Annotated in this window: 12 protein-coding genes; 7 read left to right on the top strand and 5 right to left on the bottom strand. The window is 70.7% G+C overall.

Annotated elements, in window-relative coordinates; all coding sequences use genetic code 11:
* Window positions 1–2: 2 nt before the first annotated feature.
* A complete protein-coding gene (locus J3P44_RS02570; protein WP_255888663.1) occupies window positions 3–692 on the bottom strand; it encodes a hypothetical protein in 690 nt (229 codons plus the stop codon).
* A complete protein-coding gene (gene mfd, locus J3P44_RS02565) occupies window positions 689–4255 on the bottom strand; it encodes a transcription-repair coupling factor (RefSeq protein ID WP_255888662.1) in 3567 nt (1188 codons plus the stop codon). The genes J3P44_RS02570 and mfd overlap by 4 nt, the downstream gene beginning before the upstream one ends.
* A gap of 247 nt (window positions 4256–4502) precedes the next feature.
* Between mfd and J3P44_RS02560 the strand changes: the two genes are divergently transcribed.
* The 4 genes from J3P44_RS02560 (at window position 4503) to J3P44_RS02545 (ending at window position 8622) form a co-directional block, all read left to right on the top strand.
* Complete coding sequence (locus J3P44_RS02560; RefSeq protein ID WP_255888661.1) at window positions 4503–5216, top strand: hypothetical protein; 714 nt, start codon at window positions 4503–4505, stop codon at window positions 5214–5216.
* Window positions 5217–5332: 116 nt separating this feature from the next.
* Window positions 5333–6019, top strand: a complete 687-nt coding sequence (locus tag J3P44_RS02555; protein WP_255888660.1) for a hypothetical protein — start codon at window positions 5333–5335, stop codon at window positions 6017–6019.
* Between the two features lie 61 nt (window positions 6020–6080).
* Window positions 6081–7061, top strand: a complete 981-nt coding sequence (locus J3P44_RS02550) for a lytic transglycosylase domain-containing protein (protein WP_255888659.1) — start codon at window positions 6081–6083, stop codon at window positions 7059–7061.
* Window positions 7062–7104: 43 nt separating this feature from the next.
* On the top strand, window positions 7105–8622 hold the full coding sequence (locus J3P44_RS02545; RefSeq protein ID WP_255888658.1) for a M20/M25/M40 family metallo-hydrolase: 1518 nt from the start codon (window positions 7105–7107) through the stop codon (window positions 8620–8622).
* Between the two features lie 8 nt (window positions 8623–8630).
* Here the strand turns inward: J3P44_RS02545 and J3P44_RS02540 are convergent, their stop codons facing one another.
* The 3 genes from J3P44_RS02540 to J3P44_RS02530 are packed head-to-tail and all read right to left on the bottom strand — an operon-like array spanning window position 8631 to window position 10548.
* Complete coding sequence (locus tag J3P44_RS02540) at window positions 8631–9044, bottom strand: VOC family protein (RefSeq protein WP_255888657.1); 414 nt, start codon at window positions 9042–9044, stop codon at window positions 8631–8633.
* Window positions 9045–9051: 7 nt separating this feature from the next.
* Entirely contained in the window at window positions 9052–9822 is a 771-nt protein-coding gene (locus J3P44_RS02535; protein ID WP_255888656.1) for a 3'(2'),5'-bisphosphate nucleotidase CysQ, read from the bottom strand.
* 9 nt (window positions 9823–9831) lie between these two features.
* The gene (locus J3P44_RS02530; RefSeq protein WP_255888655.1) at window positions 9832–10548 is read right to left on the bottom strand and encodes a helix-turn-helix domain-containing protein; all 717 of its coding nucleotides are present in this window, start codon (window positions 10546–10548) and stop codon (window positions 9832–9834) included.
* A 509-nt stretch (window positions 10549–11057) separates the two neighbouring features.
* Between J3P44_RS02530 and J3P44_RS02525 the strand changes: the two genes are divergently transcribed.
* The 3 genes from J3P44_RS02525 to asnB are packed head-to-tail and all read left to right on the top strand — an operon-like array spanning window position 11058 to window position 15007.
* The gene (locus J3P44_RS02525; protein WP_255888654.1) at window positions 11058–12497 is read left to right on the top strand and encodes a sensor histidine kinase; all 1440 of its coding nucleotides are present in this window, start codon (window positions 11058–11060) and stop codon (window positions 12495–12497) included.
* Window positions 12475–13158, top strand: a complete 684-nt coding sequence (locus J3P44_RS02520; RefSeq protein WP_255888653.1) for a LuxR C-terminal-related transcriptional regulator — start codon at window positions 12475–12477, stop codon at window positions 13156–13158. The genes J3P44_RS02525 and J3P44_RS02520 overlap by 23 nt, the downstream gene beginning before the upstream one ends.
* 31 nt (window positions 13159–13189) lie before the next feature.
* The gene (asnB, locus tag J3P44_RS02515; protein WP_255888652.1) at window positions 13190–15007 is read left to right on the top strand and encodes an asparagine synthase (glutamine-hydrolyzing); all 1818 of its coding nucleotides are present in this window, start codon (window positions 13190–13192) and stop codon (window positions 15005–15007) included.
* The last annotated feature ends 257 nt before the right edge of the window (window positions 15008–15264 follow it).

Genomic DNA, 15264 nt, shown 5'->3' with positions numbered 1-15264 from the left:
CGTCAGCCGCAGCGGTGGGTGGGCGGCAGCGTCTCGGCGAACGCGGGGTCGGGCTCGATCGCCAGCCCGGCCTCGACTGCAGCCTTCGCCTCGTCGCTGACGGCCACCGAGACGTTGGTGTCGACCGGCGTGAGCACCCCGTCGACGTTCTTGAGGCCGAAGCGCGGGTCGATCTCGAAGGCGTTGGCGTCGAGCCAGACCTTGAAGACGTCCTCTCCGGCCTGGCTGACCTGCTCGACCGTCGGCTCCGCGACGCCGTTCTCCTCGAGCTCGAGGCGGCCCACTTGGTCCCGGACGTCCTGCTTGAGAGCGAAGGCCGTCGACAGCTCGACGTAGTCCGATCGCAGCTCCTCGGGCTTCGAGGTCGCGACCTGCTCCGCCTGAGCGACGGCTTGGCCGTAGACCGAGCCCGGCTCCACGTCGTACTCCTCCGCGATCTGCTCGCTCTGCGATCGCATGGTCAGGAGCCCGACCACCCTCTGGCGGACGAATGACATCGAGTAGACCTCGCCCGTGTCGAAGTCGTCGCGCAGCGCCGTGCACAGGTGGGCCGCCGCCTCGTCCACCCGGCCGGTGGAGAACTCGTCGTCGCCGACCTTGACCGCGACACCCGGGGTGGCGCTGCCGCAGCCCGAGAGCATCAGGCCTGCGACGCCCAGCGTCGCGGCCGTCATCAGGCGGGTCTTGCTCACGAGTCACTCCTAGTCGTCGCTGCCGGCACTTGCTGCGGGTCGATCACCTCGTCGATGACGCCTCGGGCCCATTCAAGCAGGGCCACACCGGCCACCGGACGCCCGGCGACGGCGGCGGTCTGCGGACGCGGCACGAGGATCGTACTGACGGGCGCCTTGACGACGCTGCGCGGATGCAGCCGCTGGAGCCGTACGACGCGGGAGTCGGGGAGGTCGACCGGTGCGAACCGGACGTACTTGCCGGCCACCGTCACCTCGCGCACCCCCGCTTGGCGGCACCGGGCCCGGAACCGGGCCACGAACAACAGCGAGTCGACGGCCTCGGGCGGGGAGCCGTAGCGGTCGACCAGCTCGGCGCGGACCTCGTCGACGTCGGCGTCGGTGCGCACCTCGGCGAGGCGCTTGTAGATCTCCAGGCGCAGCCGCTCGCTCGGGATGTAGTCGTGCGGCAGGTGGGCGTCGACCGGCAGCTCGATGCGCACCTCGGCCGCCTCCTCCTCGGCGTCACCCTTGAAGTCGGCGACCGCCTCCCCCACGAGGCGGACGTAGAGGTCGAACCCGACGTCGGCGATGTGACCGGACTGCTCGCCGCCGAGCAGGTTGCCGGCCCCACGGATCTCCAGGTCCTTCATCGCGATCGCCATGCCGCCGCCGAGGTCGGAGTGCTGAGCGAGGGTCGCGAGCCGCTCGTGGGCAGTCTCGGTCAGCGGCTTCTCGGCCGGGTAGAGGAAGTAGGCGTACGCCCGCTCGCGCGAGCGCCCCACGCGGCCGCGGAGCTGGTGGAGCTGGGAGAGGCCGAGGGTGTCGGAGCGCTCGATGATCATCGTGTTGGCGTTGGAGACGTCGAGGCCGCTCTCCACGATGGTCGTGCAGACCAGCACGTCGAACCGCTTCTCCCAGAAGTCGAGCATGACCTGCTCCAGCGCGTGCTCGCCCATCTGGCCGTGGGCCGTGGCGACCCGGGCCTCCGGCACCAGCTCGCGGATCCGGGCGGCGGCCTTCTCGATCGACTGCACCCGGTTGTGGATGTAGAACACCTGGCCCTCGCGCAGCAGCTCACGACGTACGGCGGCGACGACCTGCCGGTCCTCGTAGGCGCCGACGTAGGTGAGCACGGGGTGCCGCTCCTCGGGAGGGGTGGTGATCGTCGACATCTCGCGGATGCCGGTCACCGCCATCTCGAGCGTGCGCGGGATCGGCGTGGCACTCATCGAGAGCACGTCGACGGAGGTGCGCATCCGCTTCATCTGCTCCTTGTGCTCGACCCCGAAGCGCTGCTCCTCGTCGACGATGATCAAGCCCAGGTCCTTGACCTTGATGTCGGGATTGAGCAGTCGGTGGGTGCCGACGACGATGTCGACCGAGCCGTCACCGAGGCCGGCGATGACCTCCTTGGCCTCCTTGTCGGTCTGGAACCGCGAGAGCCCCTTGACCACGACCGGGAAGCCGGTCATCCGCTCGGAGAAGGTCGACAGGTGCTGGGTGACCAGCAGCGTCGTGGGCACCAGCACCGCAACCTGCTTGCCGTCCTGGACCGCCTTGAAGGCCGCCCGCACCGCGATCTCGGTCTTGCCGTAGCCGACGTCGCCGCACACCAGGCGGTCCATCGGGACCACCTTGCGCATGTCGGCCTTGACCTCGTCGACGGTCGTGAGCTGGTCGACGGTCTCGGTGAACGGAAAGGCGTCCTCGAGCTCGCGCTGCCACGGGGTGTCGGGTCCGTAGGCGTGCCCCTTGGTGGCCTGCCGGGCGGCGTAGAGCTTGATCAGCTCGGCCGCGATCTCGCGGACCGCGCGCCGGGCCCGGTTCTTGCGCTTGGTCCAGTCACCGCCGCCGAGCCGGTCGAGGCTGGGGTTCTCGCCCCCGACGTAGCGGGTGACCTGGTCGAGGGTGTCGGCCGGGACGTAGAGCCGGTCCGGCGGACCGCCGCGCTTGGAGGCGCCGTAGTCGAGGACGAGGTACTCGCGGGTCGCCCCGCCGACCTCACGCTGCTTCATCTCCACGAAGCGGCCGACCCCGTGCTGCTCGTGGACGACGTAGTCGCCGGCCTTGAGCTCGAGGGGGTCGATCTGCTTCTTGCGGCGCGCGGGCATCTTGCGCATGTCGCGGGTGGAGGTCTTCTGTCCCGACAGGTCGTCACCGGTCAGCACCGCGACGCGGGCCTGGTCGTCGACGAGGCCGTGGACGAGGTGGCCGCACGTGACCGTCACGACGTGGGACCCCGCAGTCCCTCCGTCCTCGACGAAACGGGCGGCGATGTCGTTCTCGCCGAGCAGCTCGACGAAGCGCTCCGCCGGGCCGTGCCCGGCGTGGACGACGACCACCTCGACGCCGTCGGTCACCCAGGCCCGGATGTCGGCGACCGCCTTCTCCAGGTCGCCGCGGTAGGCCTCGGCGCCGTGGGTCGGGAGCGTCTGGCTCGGCACCCCGGCCGTCTGCGCGTCCGGCACGTCGCTCGTGTCGATACCGAAGGGACTCACCGACCACCAGGCGTGGCCGAGACCGAGGGCGTGCAGGCGGACGTCGGCGATCTCGCGGTAGGACGCGGCGCCGAGGTCGATGGGCGAGGTGCCGCCACCTGCCGCGGCCGCCCACGACGCCCCGAGGAACTCCTCGCTCGTCGCGACCAGGTCGTGGGCACGGCTGCGCGCCCGCTCGGGGTCGAGCACGAGCACGGTCGTGTCGGCCGGCATCAGGTCGACCAGCAGCTCCATCGTGTCGACCAGGACCGGAGTGAGGGACTCCATGCCCTCGACGGCGATGCCGGCGGCCATCTTGTCGGTGAGCTCGAGCAGCTGCGGGTGTGCCTGGCCGAGCTCCGCGGCGCGGCGGCGTACGTCGTCGGTGAGCAGCAGCTCGCGACACGGCGGGGCCCACAGTCGCTGCACGGTCTCGAGCGTGCGCTGGTCGGCGACCGAGAAGGCCCGGATCTCCTCGACGTCGTCGCCCCAGAACTCCACCCGCAGCGGGTGCTCCTCGGTGGGCGGGAACACGTCGACGATGCCGCCTCGGACCGCGAACTCGCCGCGCCGCTCGACCATGTCGACACGGGTGTACGCCGCGTCCGCCAGGCCGCGTACGACCTCCTCCAGCGGCCGGGAGTCACCCGGCGCCAGCTCGACCGGCTCGATGTCGGCCAGGCCGGGCACCTGCGGCTGCAGCAGGCTGCGGATCGGCGCGACCACGACCTTGAGCGGGCCGTTGGCGGCATCGGTGCCGGGGTGGCGCAGCCGTCGCAGCACGGCGAGGCGTCGACCGACGGTGTCGCTGCGCGGGCTGAGCCGCTCGTGCGGGAGCGTCTCCCAGCTCGGGTAGTAGGCGACCGCGTCGGGGTCGACCAGGTCCGCGAGCTCCTCCACCAGGTCCTCGGCCTCACGGGACGTCGCGGTCACCGCGAGGACCGTGCGGCCGCGCTCGACCAGGCCGCGCACCACGAACGGCCGCACCGCGGCGGGACCGGTCAGGTCGAGGGCCGACTGCACCGCTGCATCGGCCAGCGCCCCGGACAGGGTCGGTGCGGAGACGAGGCGTTCGGCAACAGCGACGAGTGGAGTGGATGACACCGGGGACTCCTTGGAGAGCACGCAGACGAGCACGCAGAACGACCCCCATTCACAGAAGGATGGGGGGTGCCTGCGAGTCTACGGGTGCTGCCCGACAGCGGGACGTGGGGATGAGGGGCCGGCCTGCAGGACGAGCCGGGGTTTGTCCCGGCGTCGCGGGGGGTAGCAAGCACCGCAACGACCGCTGCTCACGCAACGGTCGACACGTACTTCCAGTAGATATTCCATTGAGAGGAAAAACGGGGACATGCGCATCACTCGTCTCGTCGCAGGCACCGTCACGGCAGGGCTGCTCGGCCTCACGCCGATCGCCGTCGCGGCACCCAGCCAGGCCACCGACAACCTGACCACCACCACCACCGCCACGCCCAGCGAGACCGCGCTGGCCTACGGGGACGAGATCAACGTCACCATCGAGGTCGTGGGCTCGGACGGCAGCAGCGTCATCAAGGGCACCTCCACGCTGTATGCCATGGAGGCAGGATCCACCACCTGGGTGCCGGTCGCCACGGGCACCTACGCGGGCAGCGACATCTATCCCGTCAAGCCGCAGATGAACACCGTCTACAAGGTCGTCTACAGCGGCTACACGGCCACCACGACCTACGAGGACAACTACGCGGCCAGCGAGTCGGCCACCTTCACCGTGGGCGTCGCTCGCAACGTCACGATCGGCAAGGCCAAGGCCAAGCTCACGATCAAGGGCAAGGTCAAGCCGGACTACAAGCGCCAGAAGGTCAAGATCCAGATCAAGAAGGGCAAGTCCTACAAGAAGTACAAGACGATCAAGACCAACCGGAAGAGCCAGTTCCAGGTGCGGCTCCCGGCTCCGCGTCGTGGCAACAAGCTCTACTTCAAGATCACGGTTCCGGGCAGCTCGAAGTTCCTCAGCTACAGCGAGGTCTGGTACACCTACAGCTACCGGCCCAACATGACGCCGCGAGCGGTCGCGAAGAACTGACCCGCTCCGTCCGTCACGTCGACCGGCTCCGCCAGCTCCTTGGCGGGGCCGGTCGATCCATTCAGCTCACCATCCATGTCAGCCCGTCCCAGCTGCTCCAGTGACGGAAGGCCCCCATGCTCTCCACTCGATCCTTCGCCGGCACCCTCGCCGTCGCACTGCTGGGAGTCGTGACAGTCGGCGGGGCGGTGCCCGCAACGGCCAGTGACACATGGACAACGACGACGGTGGCCTCGCCGGAGGCGACGGTCGTCGACTACGGCGACACGATCGATGTCGAGGTCGACGTCGACAGCCAGAGCGGCTACTCACCGACCGCCGGCACGTCCACGCTCTACGCCAGGGAGTCGACGTCCACCGTGTGGCAGGCCATCGCCACCACCGCCTCGCCGTCCCTCGGCTTCGTCGACGTACGTCCCCGGATCAGGACGTCCTACAAGGTCGTCTACAACGGCCACACCCCCTCGTCTTCCCAGGACGACTCCTACGAGTCCAGCGAGTCGGCCGTCTTCACCGTCGAGGTGGCCCGCACGATCAGCCACCCGGAGGACGGCTTCGAGGTCAGGGGCAAGGTGCGTCCTGACTACGGCGAGCGGAAGATCATCGTCAAGATCTCCTCCCGGAAGCACTCCGGCTACACCCGGGTCAAGACGATCAGGACCGACGAGCGCGGGCGCTACCGGATCGTCCTGCCCCGACGCGTCGGCACCTGGTACTGGTTGTTCGTCGTCAAGAGTGACGCTGACTACCTCGGGACCAAGTTGATCTGGAAGACCTGGGTCTCTGACCGGACGGCGCCCTGATCTGGGAAATCACGGGCCCGGGTGTGGACTCGGGCCCGGGCTGCCGTGTGAGGGTGGAGTCATGACCCGTACGCCGCTCGTCGCCACGCTGCTGCTCGCGATGACGGCCTGCGGTGGCACCCCCACCACCTCGAGCCCTGTGTCCGAGACGGAGCCCCGTCCCACCCAGGGCACCGTCGCGGAGGCGCCCCGGGAGCCGCGCGCCGAGCCGGACGACGTACCTCCGGAGCTGGAGCCGGCCCTCGCCGGCGAGCCCCGGCGCCCCGCCGGCGTCGCCGAGGCGGTCGCGATGGTCACCGCCGCGCAGCGGGTCATCCGGTCGGACGACTCAGGCCCGGACCTCCTCGAGGCCGCCGGGCACACCGCCCAGCTCGCGGTCCGCGAGGTCGCCGTACGCCGGACCTGGTTGCCGCGCATGCTCGACCGGCTGGGGCCGGGCAACCGTGCCTGGGTGCGTGCCAGCGTCGCGGCCCGCCGGGAGTTCCGCTCGATGCACCCCAGCGACGTCGCCGACCTCGCCGACGAGCTTCCCGCCTGGCGGATCGTGCCCCCCGCCCCCGCCCGCACGCTGCTGAGCAGCTATCGCGAGGCGGAGCGTCGCTTCGGCGTGGACTGGGAGTACCTCGCGGCGATCAACCTGGTCGAGACCGGTTTCGGCCGGATCCGGGGCACCTCGGTGGCCGGCGCCCAGGGGCCGATGCAGTTCATCCCGACGACGTGGGACATCTACGGGGCCGGGGGTGACATCAACAACGCCCACGACGCGATCCTCGCCGCGGGCCGGCTGCTGCAGGCCAACGGGTTCGCGCGCGACAAGGGCGCGGCGCTGTGGCGCTACAACAACTCGTGGGCCTACGTCCGCGGGGTCACCCACCACGCCGAGGCGATGAAGCGCGACCCGCGGCAGTTCCGCGGCTACCTCGCCTGGCAGATCTACTACCTGACCCGGCTCGGCAGCGTGTGGCTGCCGGAGGGGTACGCCCGCCGCACCCCGGTACCGGTGCGCGAGTACGTCGCCGCCCACCCCGAGCGGCTGCCCTGAGGCTCTTTACCGTTCGACTGTCGGACACATAGGTTCGGCTGGCATGAGCCACTTCTCGGGATCAAACCGGTCCGCCCTGCCCACCCAGACCAGCCGGACCAGCCGGGCCAGCCAGATCGAGCGTGCCGCCCTCAGCCGCCGCGGCCTCCTCGCCGGCGCCGCCGGAGGCGTCGCCCTCGTCGCAGCCGGGCAGCCCGCCTGGGCCGCCGACGCCACCCGGCCGGGAGCCCTCCGGGCCCCCGCGCTCGACCTGCGCGACCAGGCGGTGGTGCGCGGCATCCGGCCGGCCCGCGCGCTCGCGGACCTCCGGGTGCTCTCCGAGCGGATCGGCCCGCGCATCGGCGGCACTGCCTCGGAGAAGGCGGCCGCCGAGTTCGCCCTCACGTCCTTCCGCAGCGCCGGGTGCAGCAACGTACGGCTCGAGCCGTTCCCCGTCGCCGACAAGTTCCTCGCCGACCTCGGTGACCCCGACGGCCAGCTGCCCGACGACATCTGCTGGCAGGCGGGGGCCTCGCCCGACGCCGGGCTCGACGGGACCGTCACCGGCCGGGTGGTCGACGTCAAGGCGGCGACGGCTCCCGTGTGGCCCGTCGACGCGATCACCGGTGCCGTGGTGCTCGCCGACGACGCCCAGGACCCCGACGCACCCACGCGGGTCAACCTGCGGGCCGCCTTCGTCCTCGAAGCCCAGCGACGCGGAGCGGCCGCCGTCGTGCTGCTGCCGGCCGACCTGGAGTATCCCCGCCGCGCGTCGGCCGCCTCCCTGCGGCTGGTGCCGACGACCGGGACGACGCCGCCGCCGTGGACGCCCGTCGCGACGATCCCCGTGCTCGGCGTCGCGCAGGTGCAGAAGCGGCTGCTGCGTGAGGACCTCGCTGTCCGGAAGCTGCGCCTCACCGTCGCCACCACCTCGCACCGCGGGTTGACCAGCAACAACGTGTTCGCCGACGTGCCGGGCCGGTCGGGTGTCGCGGGCCCGGTGGTCTACATCTCGGGCCACTACGACTCGGTGATCGGTGCACCCGGCGCGAACGACGACGGGTCCGGCACGGTGCTCACCCTCGAGCTCGCACGGGTCCTGAGGAACCTCCCCAAGCCCGAGGCCACCATCAGGTTCGCGCTCTGGGGCTCCGAGGAGCAGGGACTCATCGGCTCCCGCCACCATGTCGGGCAGCTGCCTCAGCCCGACCGCGACCGCATCCGCGGCGTCTTCCAGAACGACATGGTGGGCACGAGCTGGAGTCCCGCCACCCGCTACTGGCTGCTCTCGTTCTCGGGCACCAGCAACGCCACCACCGACCAGATCGCGGCGGCGGCGACCCGGTTGGGCTACGACCCGCACATCTCAGCCGTGACCCAGCGCGGCGCCAGCGACCACCAGTCCTTCCAGGAGAAGGGCATCGCGTCGGCCAACTTCTCCTGGCGTGGCGAGGCGACCCCGGCGCTGCTCGAGCCGCCCTACCACTCGCCCGAGGACACCATCGAGAAGAACATCAGCATGGACCGGTTGACGGTCAGCATGGAGATGATCGGCTGCGCGGCGTACGCCCTGGCGTTCTGACGCCCTGCTCAACCAGCAGGCGGGGGCGGAGCGGCGTCCACCTCCGTCTGCGAGCGCAGGATGCAGAACTGGTTGCCCTCGGGGTCCTCGAAGACGACCCAGCCGGTGCCCGGGCCGTACTTGCCCCGCTGGTCGGCGACCTCGCGCGCGCCGAGCGCCCGCACCCGCTCGACCTCCTCGTCCCGGTTGCCCTCGCGGGGCCGCAGGTCGAAGTGGATCCGCTTGGGCGGCAGCTCCGCGTCGGGGACCTCGATGAACAGGATGCTGTGCCCGTTGTCGGGGTCGAGGATCATGCACTCCTCGTGGCCAGGCAGGTTGGGATCACCCTCGACGTCGACGTAGCCCAGCAGCGCCTTCCACCACTCGGAGAGCTCGTAGGCGTTGCGGGAGTCGACGGTGGTGTGCGAGACGAAGGAGGTCATGACGAGGTCACTCCGTTCCGTGGCGGCGTACGAAGTCGACGATCTGCTCGGCCAGCTCGGGGCGGCACACGATCAGGTCGGGCAAGGAGGTGTCGTCCGCGTTGTAGACCAGCGGCGAGCCGTCGACGCGGCTGCAGTGCAGGCCGGCGGCGCGGGCGACCGCGACCGGGGCGGCGTTGTCCCACTGGTACTGCCCGCCAGCATGGACGTAGGCGTCGGCGACGTCGCGCACCACGCTCATCACCTTCACGCCGGCGCTGCCCATCGGCACGAGCTCGGCGTCGAGCTCGGCCGCGAGAGCCTCGACGAAGGCGGGCGGACGGGTGCGCGAGACGGCGATGCGAGGACGCTCGGAGGTGCGGGGCGGCACCACGCTCGGGCGACCGGTGGCGAAGGTCTCGCCCAGCGCCGGCTGCGCGACGGCGCCGGCCACGAGGTCGCCGTCCTCCCAGAGCGCGACGTGGACCGCCCAGTCGTCGCGGGGCGGCTCGGAGAACTCGCGGGTGCCGTCGAGGGGGTCGATGATCCACACCCGCCGGGCGGTGAGGCGCGACTTGTCGTCGGCCACCTCCTCGGAGAGGACCGCGTCCTCGGGCCGGTGCTCGGTCAGGACCCGGTCGAGCTCGGCCTGCGCGGCGGCGTCCCCGGCGTCCTTGAGCGCCCGGCCCTCGAGGCCGCGGGCCGCGGCGCCGGCGCGTACGTCGAGCAGCACCGTTCCGGCGCGCTCGGCGGCCCAGACGGCAAAGGCGTGGTCGTCGAGCGTTGTGGGATCGATCATGGCGGCAGCCTATCGACGCCTGTTGCTCCCCTCCGTGCCAGGCAGCGACTGCCGGGGGCGCGGCACGAGGTCCGGGCCGTCGTCGAACTCGTAGACCCCGCGGAGCATGGCCACCGCCTCGAGCTGGGTCTTGGCGCCGAGCTTGGCACGCAACGCCTTGACGTGGCTGCGCACCGTGGCGACGGTCACGCCCAGCACGTCGGCGACCTCCCCCGACCGGTGCCCGGCAGCGAGGAGCTCGAGGACGCGCAGCTGCTGAGGCGTCAGGGTCCGCATCTGTGCAATGAGCTGTCGTCGGTTGTCAAGGGCCCGTAGCCAAGCCGTTCTCACCGCGATCCGTTTCTCAGGTTCCATCAAGAGGTCACCCGCTGTGAGCCGGTCCACGACCTCGACGAGCTGGGTGATCGAGGTCGTCGTGGTGACCAGGTCGACCGCGCTGCCCTCCAACAGCTTCCCCCACCACAGCGCCACCGGGCCCTGGACCACGACGGCCACCCGCACGTCGCCCACCGAGACCAGCCTGCGGACCTCCTCCACGACCGTCAGGCTGTCGAGGTCGTCGAACACGGCCACGACGTGCTGCGTCCCGGACCGGTCCTTGCTGGCCTGCGCGTCCTCCACGACCGTCTCCCACGCGCGAAGCTCGACGCGCGCGCCCGCCGAGGTGAGCGCCGCGGTCACCGCTTGGGCGACCAGCAGCTGGGGCGAGACGACCCACGTGGTCATGGGGTCCGCCCACGTCCGTGGTGGCGGCATGCGGTCCCGAGTGCTCCGCACATCCCTCCTCCTTGCGTCGGGCATCGGGCCAACTCTGCCCCGTCGCCGCTGCGGACCCCCTCAGGAAAGGCCCACGTGCACCGAATTGGGGAGACGCGCGCTGTTCCGTCAACGAGGTCCTGACGATCCGGCGCAGCTGCGGTTCCGAGCCGCCGCGGGACACCTCCTCAGGGATGGGTTCTGAACGCGTCCGTACGCGCAGTAGTGCGGCGCTGACGGATCTCTGCGGGGGGGCTTGACCAGAAAAGAAGCATCCATGAACAAGGCGGACCAGACCGCGCATACCACATTCTCGGTATGCGGCGCAGACTCGTGGATAACCACGGGGGCGTGCGCTCCAATCGAACGTCGGGCGCCTCGCTCCACGCCGAGGGGCTCGTCCTGGGCGGCAGCACGGGAGAGCTGCCGACCGGTAGGGGAACCGCGAAGGAACGACTGCACAGCAGGGGGAGGACGCAATGCTCGGAACTTTCTGGGCTAACGCATGGCACAAGCTGGGGACGGGGATCGCGGTGGTCGTGTCCTTCCTCGCTCTCGCCTGGATCGGATCTGGTGGAGCGGCGGCGCCGTCGCTGGGTGACGGGCTGGTCGTCGGAGTCTTCGTCGCCGGATCCGCTTGCGCGGCCATCGTTGGCTGGCGACGTCACGAGGGCCGGAAGACGCGATGGATCCTGACAACCGGGGCGGTGATAGCAGCCCAGTCCCTGCTGGTCACCCAGCTCGCGCTCCAAGGCGCGCTTCCACATGGCCGCGTCGGCGCGGGGTTGCTCGTCGCTGCGGCTCTCGCAGGACTTGCGATCGTCGTGGCACCTCTGCTCGGGCTGCACCGCGTCAGCCACCTGGTCGACGACAGCTTCGCGATCGGGCTGGGCATGGGCCTGGTGGCCGCCAGTCATCTCGTGCTGCAGCTCCCGGTGTCGTCGCCACCTTCGCCGCTCATGCAGGTGCTGGTCGGCGTACTGGTGGGAACTCACGTCACCGTCACCGCGCTCGTGCTCCGGGAGAGGGCGCTGTCGCGGCCGGTCGGCTTCCTGATCGTTGCTACGGTGCTGGTGGCCGCGGGGGGCCTGCTGGTCCACGTCTGGGGCGACGCAGGCACGCTCGGCGACCCTGTGGTGCTCCTCTCTCGAGCTGCGATCGGTGCCGCCTGGCTGGGATTCGTCTGGGTCAGCACGCGGCGGGCGCTGGACGAGGAGCGGGCGCGCGTCGACGCGTTGGAGCAGGCACTCGTGAGCACCCGCGCACAGCGGGAGCGCCTGCACGAGCTGCGCAGCACGTTGGCGGGTCTGGTGAGCGGGTCGGAGATGATCGACCGCCCCGACGTGCCCGCCGAGGTGCGCGTACGCCTGTGGGCATCGGTGCGGCGGGAGCTCGACCGCATGGAACGGCTGCTGTCCGGGCAGGACGACGCCGCCGCCGACCTCGACCTCGACGAGGCACTGACCCTGATCCTCGACCTGCAGCGGCTCAAGGGTCGCCACGTCGAGTGCCACAGCAACGGGGATGTCGTGAGGGCGCGGTTCGACTCGCTCGCCGAGGTGCTGAACATCCTCATGGACAACGCCGTCACCCACGGGGGAACCGAGAGCAGCCTGGTGGAGGTCGAGCGCAGTGACGAGCAGACCATCGACATCCGCGTCACGGACTTCGGCCGTGGCATCCCGAAGGAGCAGCAGGCGCAGATCTTCGACTGGGGCGAGCGCGGCAGCGACTCCCCGGGCGAGGGGATCGGCCTGAACCTGGCACAGAGGCTGGTGAACCAGGAGGGTGGCTCACTGAGGCTTGCCGAGAACCAGGGGCAGGGCTCGTCCTTCGTCATCTCCCTGCCGGCAGCGCGCCGCTCCCCCGAGAACGAGCAGACGTCGGAGGATCACCATGCCTGGCTCCGCTCGGGCTGACTACCGGGTCCTCATCGTCGACGACCACATGCTGTTCGCCGAGTCGCTCGAGCTCGCCCTGTCGCTCGAGGGGTACGACGTACGCCGCCTCGAGCTGCCCGAGGAGCGGGGTTCGATGGCAACGCTGCGGTCGCTGGCGCTGCGCGCCAACCCGCGGACGGTCATCCTCGACCTCGATCTCGGGCGGTTCGGCGACGGTGGGAACCTGATTCCCCCCTTGGCGAGGGCGGGCATCAACGTCGTGGTGCTGACTGCCTCGCAGGACGTCGGCCGATGGGGCGAGTGCATGCGACTGGGAGCCCGGAAGGTGCTGCCGAAGAGCGGCGCACTGCAGCAGGCGATCGGCACCGTCCGACGCCTCCACCAAGGGCTCCCAGTGGTGACGCGGGAGGAGCTGGAGGCCCTGCTCGATGCATGGACCCGGGAGCGCAAGGCTCAGGACGATCTCCGTCGCCGCCTCGACCTGCTCACGCCTCGCGAACGGCAGGTCCTGGCCGGGCTGATCGAGGGGCGCACGGTGCGCGCCATCTCGAAGGAAAGTGTCGTCTCCGAAGCCACGGTGCGCACCCAGGTCAAGTCGATCCTCAGCAAGCTCGAGGTGTCGTCGCAGCTTGCGGCCGTTGGGATGGCCCACCAGGCCGGCTGGAGACAAGGCGCGTGAACCCCCTGCGCGGGAGGAGCGGAGGCGGCTGATGGGCGGGATCGGTGGCATACGCGCGTTCTCCCCAAGCGCGCTCGCGACGGGCGCGTTGCACGAGATGACCGAGCTGTTGCACCACCGCGGGCCCGACGAAGCCGCTGTATGGGTGGGTCCCGACATCGGCCTGGCTCACACGAGGCTGCCGACCATCGATGTCGAGAACTCCCATCAACCGATGCACTCGGTCGACGGCCGATGGGTGCTCGCCATCGATGGCGGTGTCGTCAACTACGAGAGCCTGCGCGCCCATCTGGACTATCCGTTCCGCACGCGCGGCGACACCGAGGTCGTGGTGGCCGGATTGGCCCTGGAGGGGATCAGCTTCGTCGAGCGGCTGCAAGGCCAGTTCGCCCTCGTCGCGCACGACCTGCGCACCGGCACCACGCACCTGGTGCGCGACCGCCTCGGGATCCTGCCGCTCTACTACCGTCACATCCCCGGAGGCATCACGTTCGGCTCGGAGGTCAAGGCCCTGCTGACCATCGGCCCACCCCCGCAGGTGGACCACCGCAGCCTGGACGCCTACCTCGGCGCCGGGGCCGTCGCGGCGCCGGACACCCTGTTCGAGGGAGTGAAGAAGGTACGCCCCGCGCACCGCGTCTCGATCATGCCCGGTGGACACCTCGAGGAGGTCCGCTACTGGGCACCCCCGGAGTGCGACCCTCCCGGCACCTGGGGCGCCAGTGACGCGATCGAGGCGGTCGGCGACGGCGTACGCGAGGCGGTCCGGGCCGCGCTCGTGGCGGACGTTCCGGTGGGGGCGCACCTCTCGGGCGGGCTGAACAGCAGCCTGATCGTTGCGCAGATGCAGCAGCTGCGCGGCGACGAGCCGGTGCACACGTTCTCTGCTGGCTTCGGTGACCACCCGCATGACGAGCTCCCCTGGGCGCGGCGAGTCAGCACCCTGATCGGCACGCAGCACCACGAGGTGCTGTTGCGACCCACCGACTTCGAGGACGTGTGGGCAAGGCTCACGTGGCACCGAGACGCGCCCATCTCCGAACCCTCCGACATCGCGGTGTTCGCGCTGGCGCGTGCGGCTCGCGAGCACGTGCGCGTGGTGCTGTCGGGAGAGGGCGGCGACGAGCTCTTCGCCGGCTACCCGAAGTACCGCTTCGCGCGCGTCGCCGAGCGCTCCACCGTGCTGCCCGCCCGGCTGCACTCGGGCCTGGCGGAGCTGATCGAGCGGCGCCAGGGCGCCCCGTTCACCGCAGCCGAGCGGCAGGGACTGCTCGGCAGCCCACCCCCGCCCGAGCGACGCGCGGCGCCCCCGCTCGGCGTCGACCCGGTCGACCGGATGCTGCGCCACGACCTGCGCCACTGGCTGCCAGACAACCTGCTCGAGCGGGGCGACCGGATGTCGCTGGCGGCCTCGCTGGAGCTGCGACCTCCGCTGCTGGACCACCAGCTCGTCGAGCTGGCATTCCGGCTGCCGACGTCGGTCAAGGTGCGCCCGGGGTCGACGAAGTGGGTGCTGAGGGAGGTCGCGCGGCGCCTCCTGCCTGACGACGTGACCGACCGCAGAAAGGTCGGCTTCCGGGTTCCGCTGGACTCCTGGTTCCGGACAGGTTTGCGCGACACTGCGCGCGATCGGCTCACCGGAGCGGAATCGTGGGTCGGGCACACCCTCGATCGGTCCATGGTCCGCGAGCTCGTCGACAGGCACCAGCGCGGTGGCCACGAGGAGATCCAGCTCTGGACCCTGATGTCCCTCGAGATGTGGCACGACTGCTTCTTCGGCACCGCGCCGGCGGTGCCACGCCCCCGCCAGGGTGCGCGGGCTACGAGTCGGCCCACCACGCCCACGTAGAGGGTTCGAACCGTCTCGGGCGAGGTGGACGAGCGTACGCGGCGGCCGAGGGTGGGGGAGACCTCGACCGCCGCCACTGGTTCGCCTCGCGGTCGCGGACCGTGGGGAGACCTCGCGACCGCTCGCACACTGAACAGGACAGGTCAGGACGAGCACAGCGAATCAGTGATGGTGCACCTCTTCGAGAGTAGGTGCCACGCCGCGAGACGCCCATCCCACGGACTGGGTAACTCTTCAAGGACTCTTTGTGCACCCCC

The sequence above is a fragment of the Nocardioides astragali genome (genome assembly GCF_024436375.1).
Lineage (GTDB): Bacteria > Actinomycetota > Actinomycetes > Propionibacteriales > Nocardioidaceae > Nocardioides > Nocardioides astragali.
This window is presented reverse-complemented; position numbering and strand designations above follow the sequence as displayed.

Coding starts and splice junctions, on each gene's coding strand:
- J3P44_RS02560 (WP_255888661.1), top strand. CDS start 4,503: ATGCGCATCACTCGTCTCGTCGCAGGCACCGTCACGGCAGGGCTGCTC.
- J3P44_RS02555 (WP_255888660.1), top strand. CDS start 5,333: ATGCTCTCCACTCGATCCTTCGCCGGCACCCTCGCCGTCGCACTGCTG.
- J3P44_RS02550 (WP_255888659.1), top strand. CDS start 6,081: ATGACCCGTACGCCGCTCGTCGCCACGCTGCTGCTCGCGATGACGGCC.
- J3P44_RS02545 (WP_255888658.1), top strand. CDS start 7,105: ATGAGCCACTTCTCGGGATCAAACCGGTCCGCCCTGCCCACCCAGACC.
- J3P44_RS02540 (WP_255888657.1), bottom strand. CDS start 9,044: ATGACCTCCTTCGTCTCGCACACCACCGTCGACTCCCGCAACGCCTAC.
- J3P44_RS02535 (WP_255888656.1), bottom strand. CDS start 9,822: ATGATCGATCCCACAACGCTCGACGACCACGCCTTTGCCGTCTGGGCC.
- J3P44_RS02530 (WP_255888655.1), bottom strand. CDS start 10,548: ATGACCACGTGGGTCGTCTCGCCCCAGCTGCTGGTCGCCCAAGCGGTG.
- J3P44_RS02525 (WP_255888654.1), top strand. CDS start 11,058: ATGCTCGGAACTTTCTGGGCTAACGCATGGCACAAGCTGGGGACGGGG.
- J3P44_RS02520 (WP_255888653.1), top strand. CDS start 12,475: ATGCCTGGCTCCGCTCGGGCTGACTACCGGGTCCTCATCGTCGACGAC.
- asnB (WP_255888652.1), top strand. CDS start 13,190: ATGGGCGGGATCGGTGGCATACGCGCGTTCTCCCCAAGCGCGCTCGCG.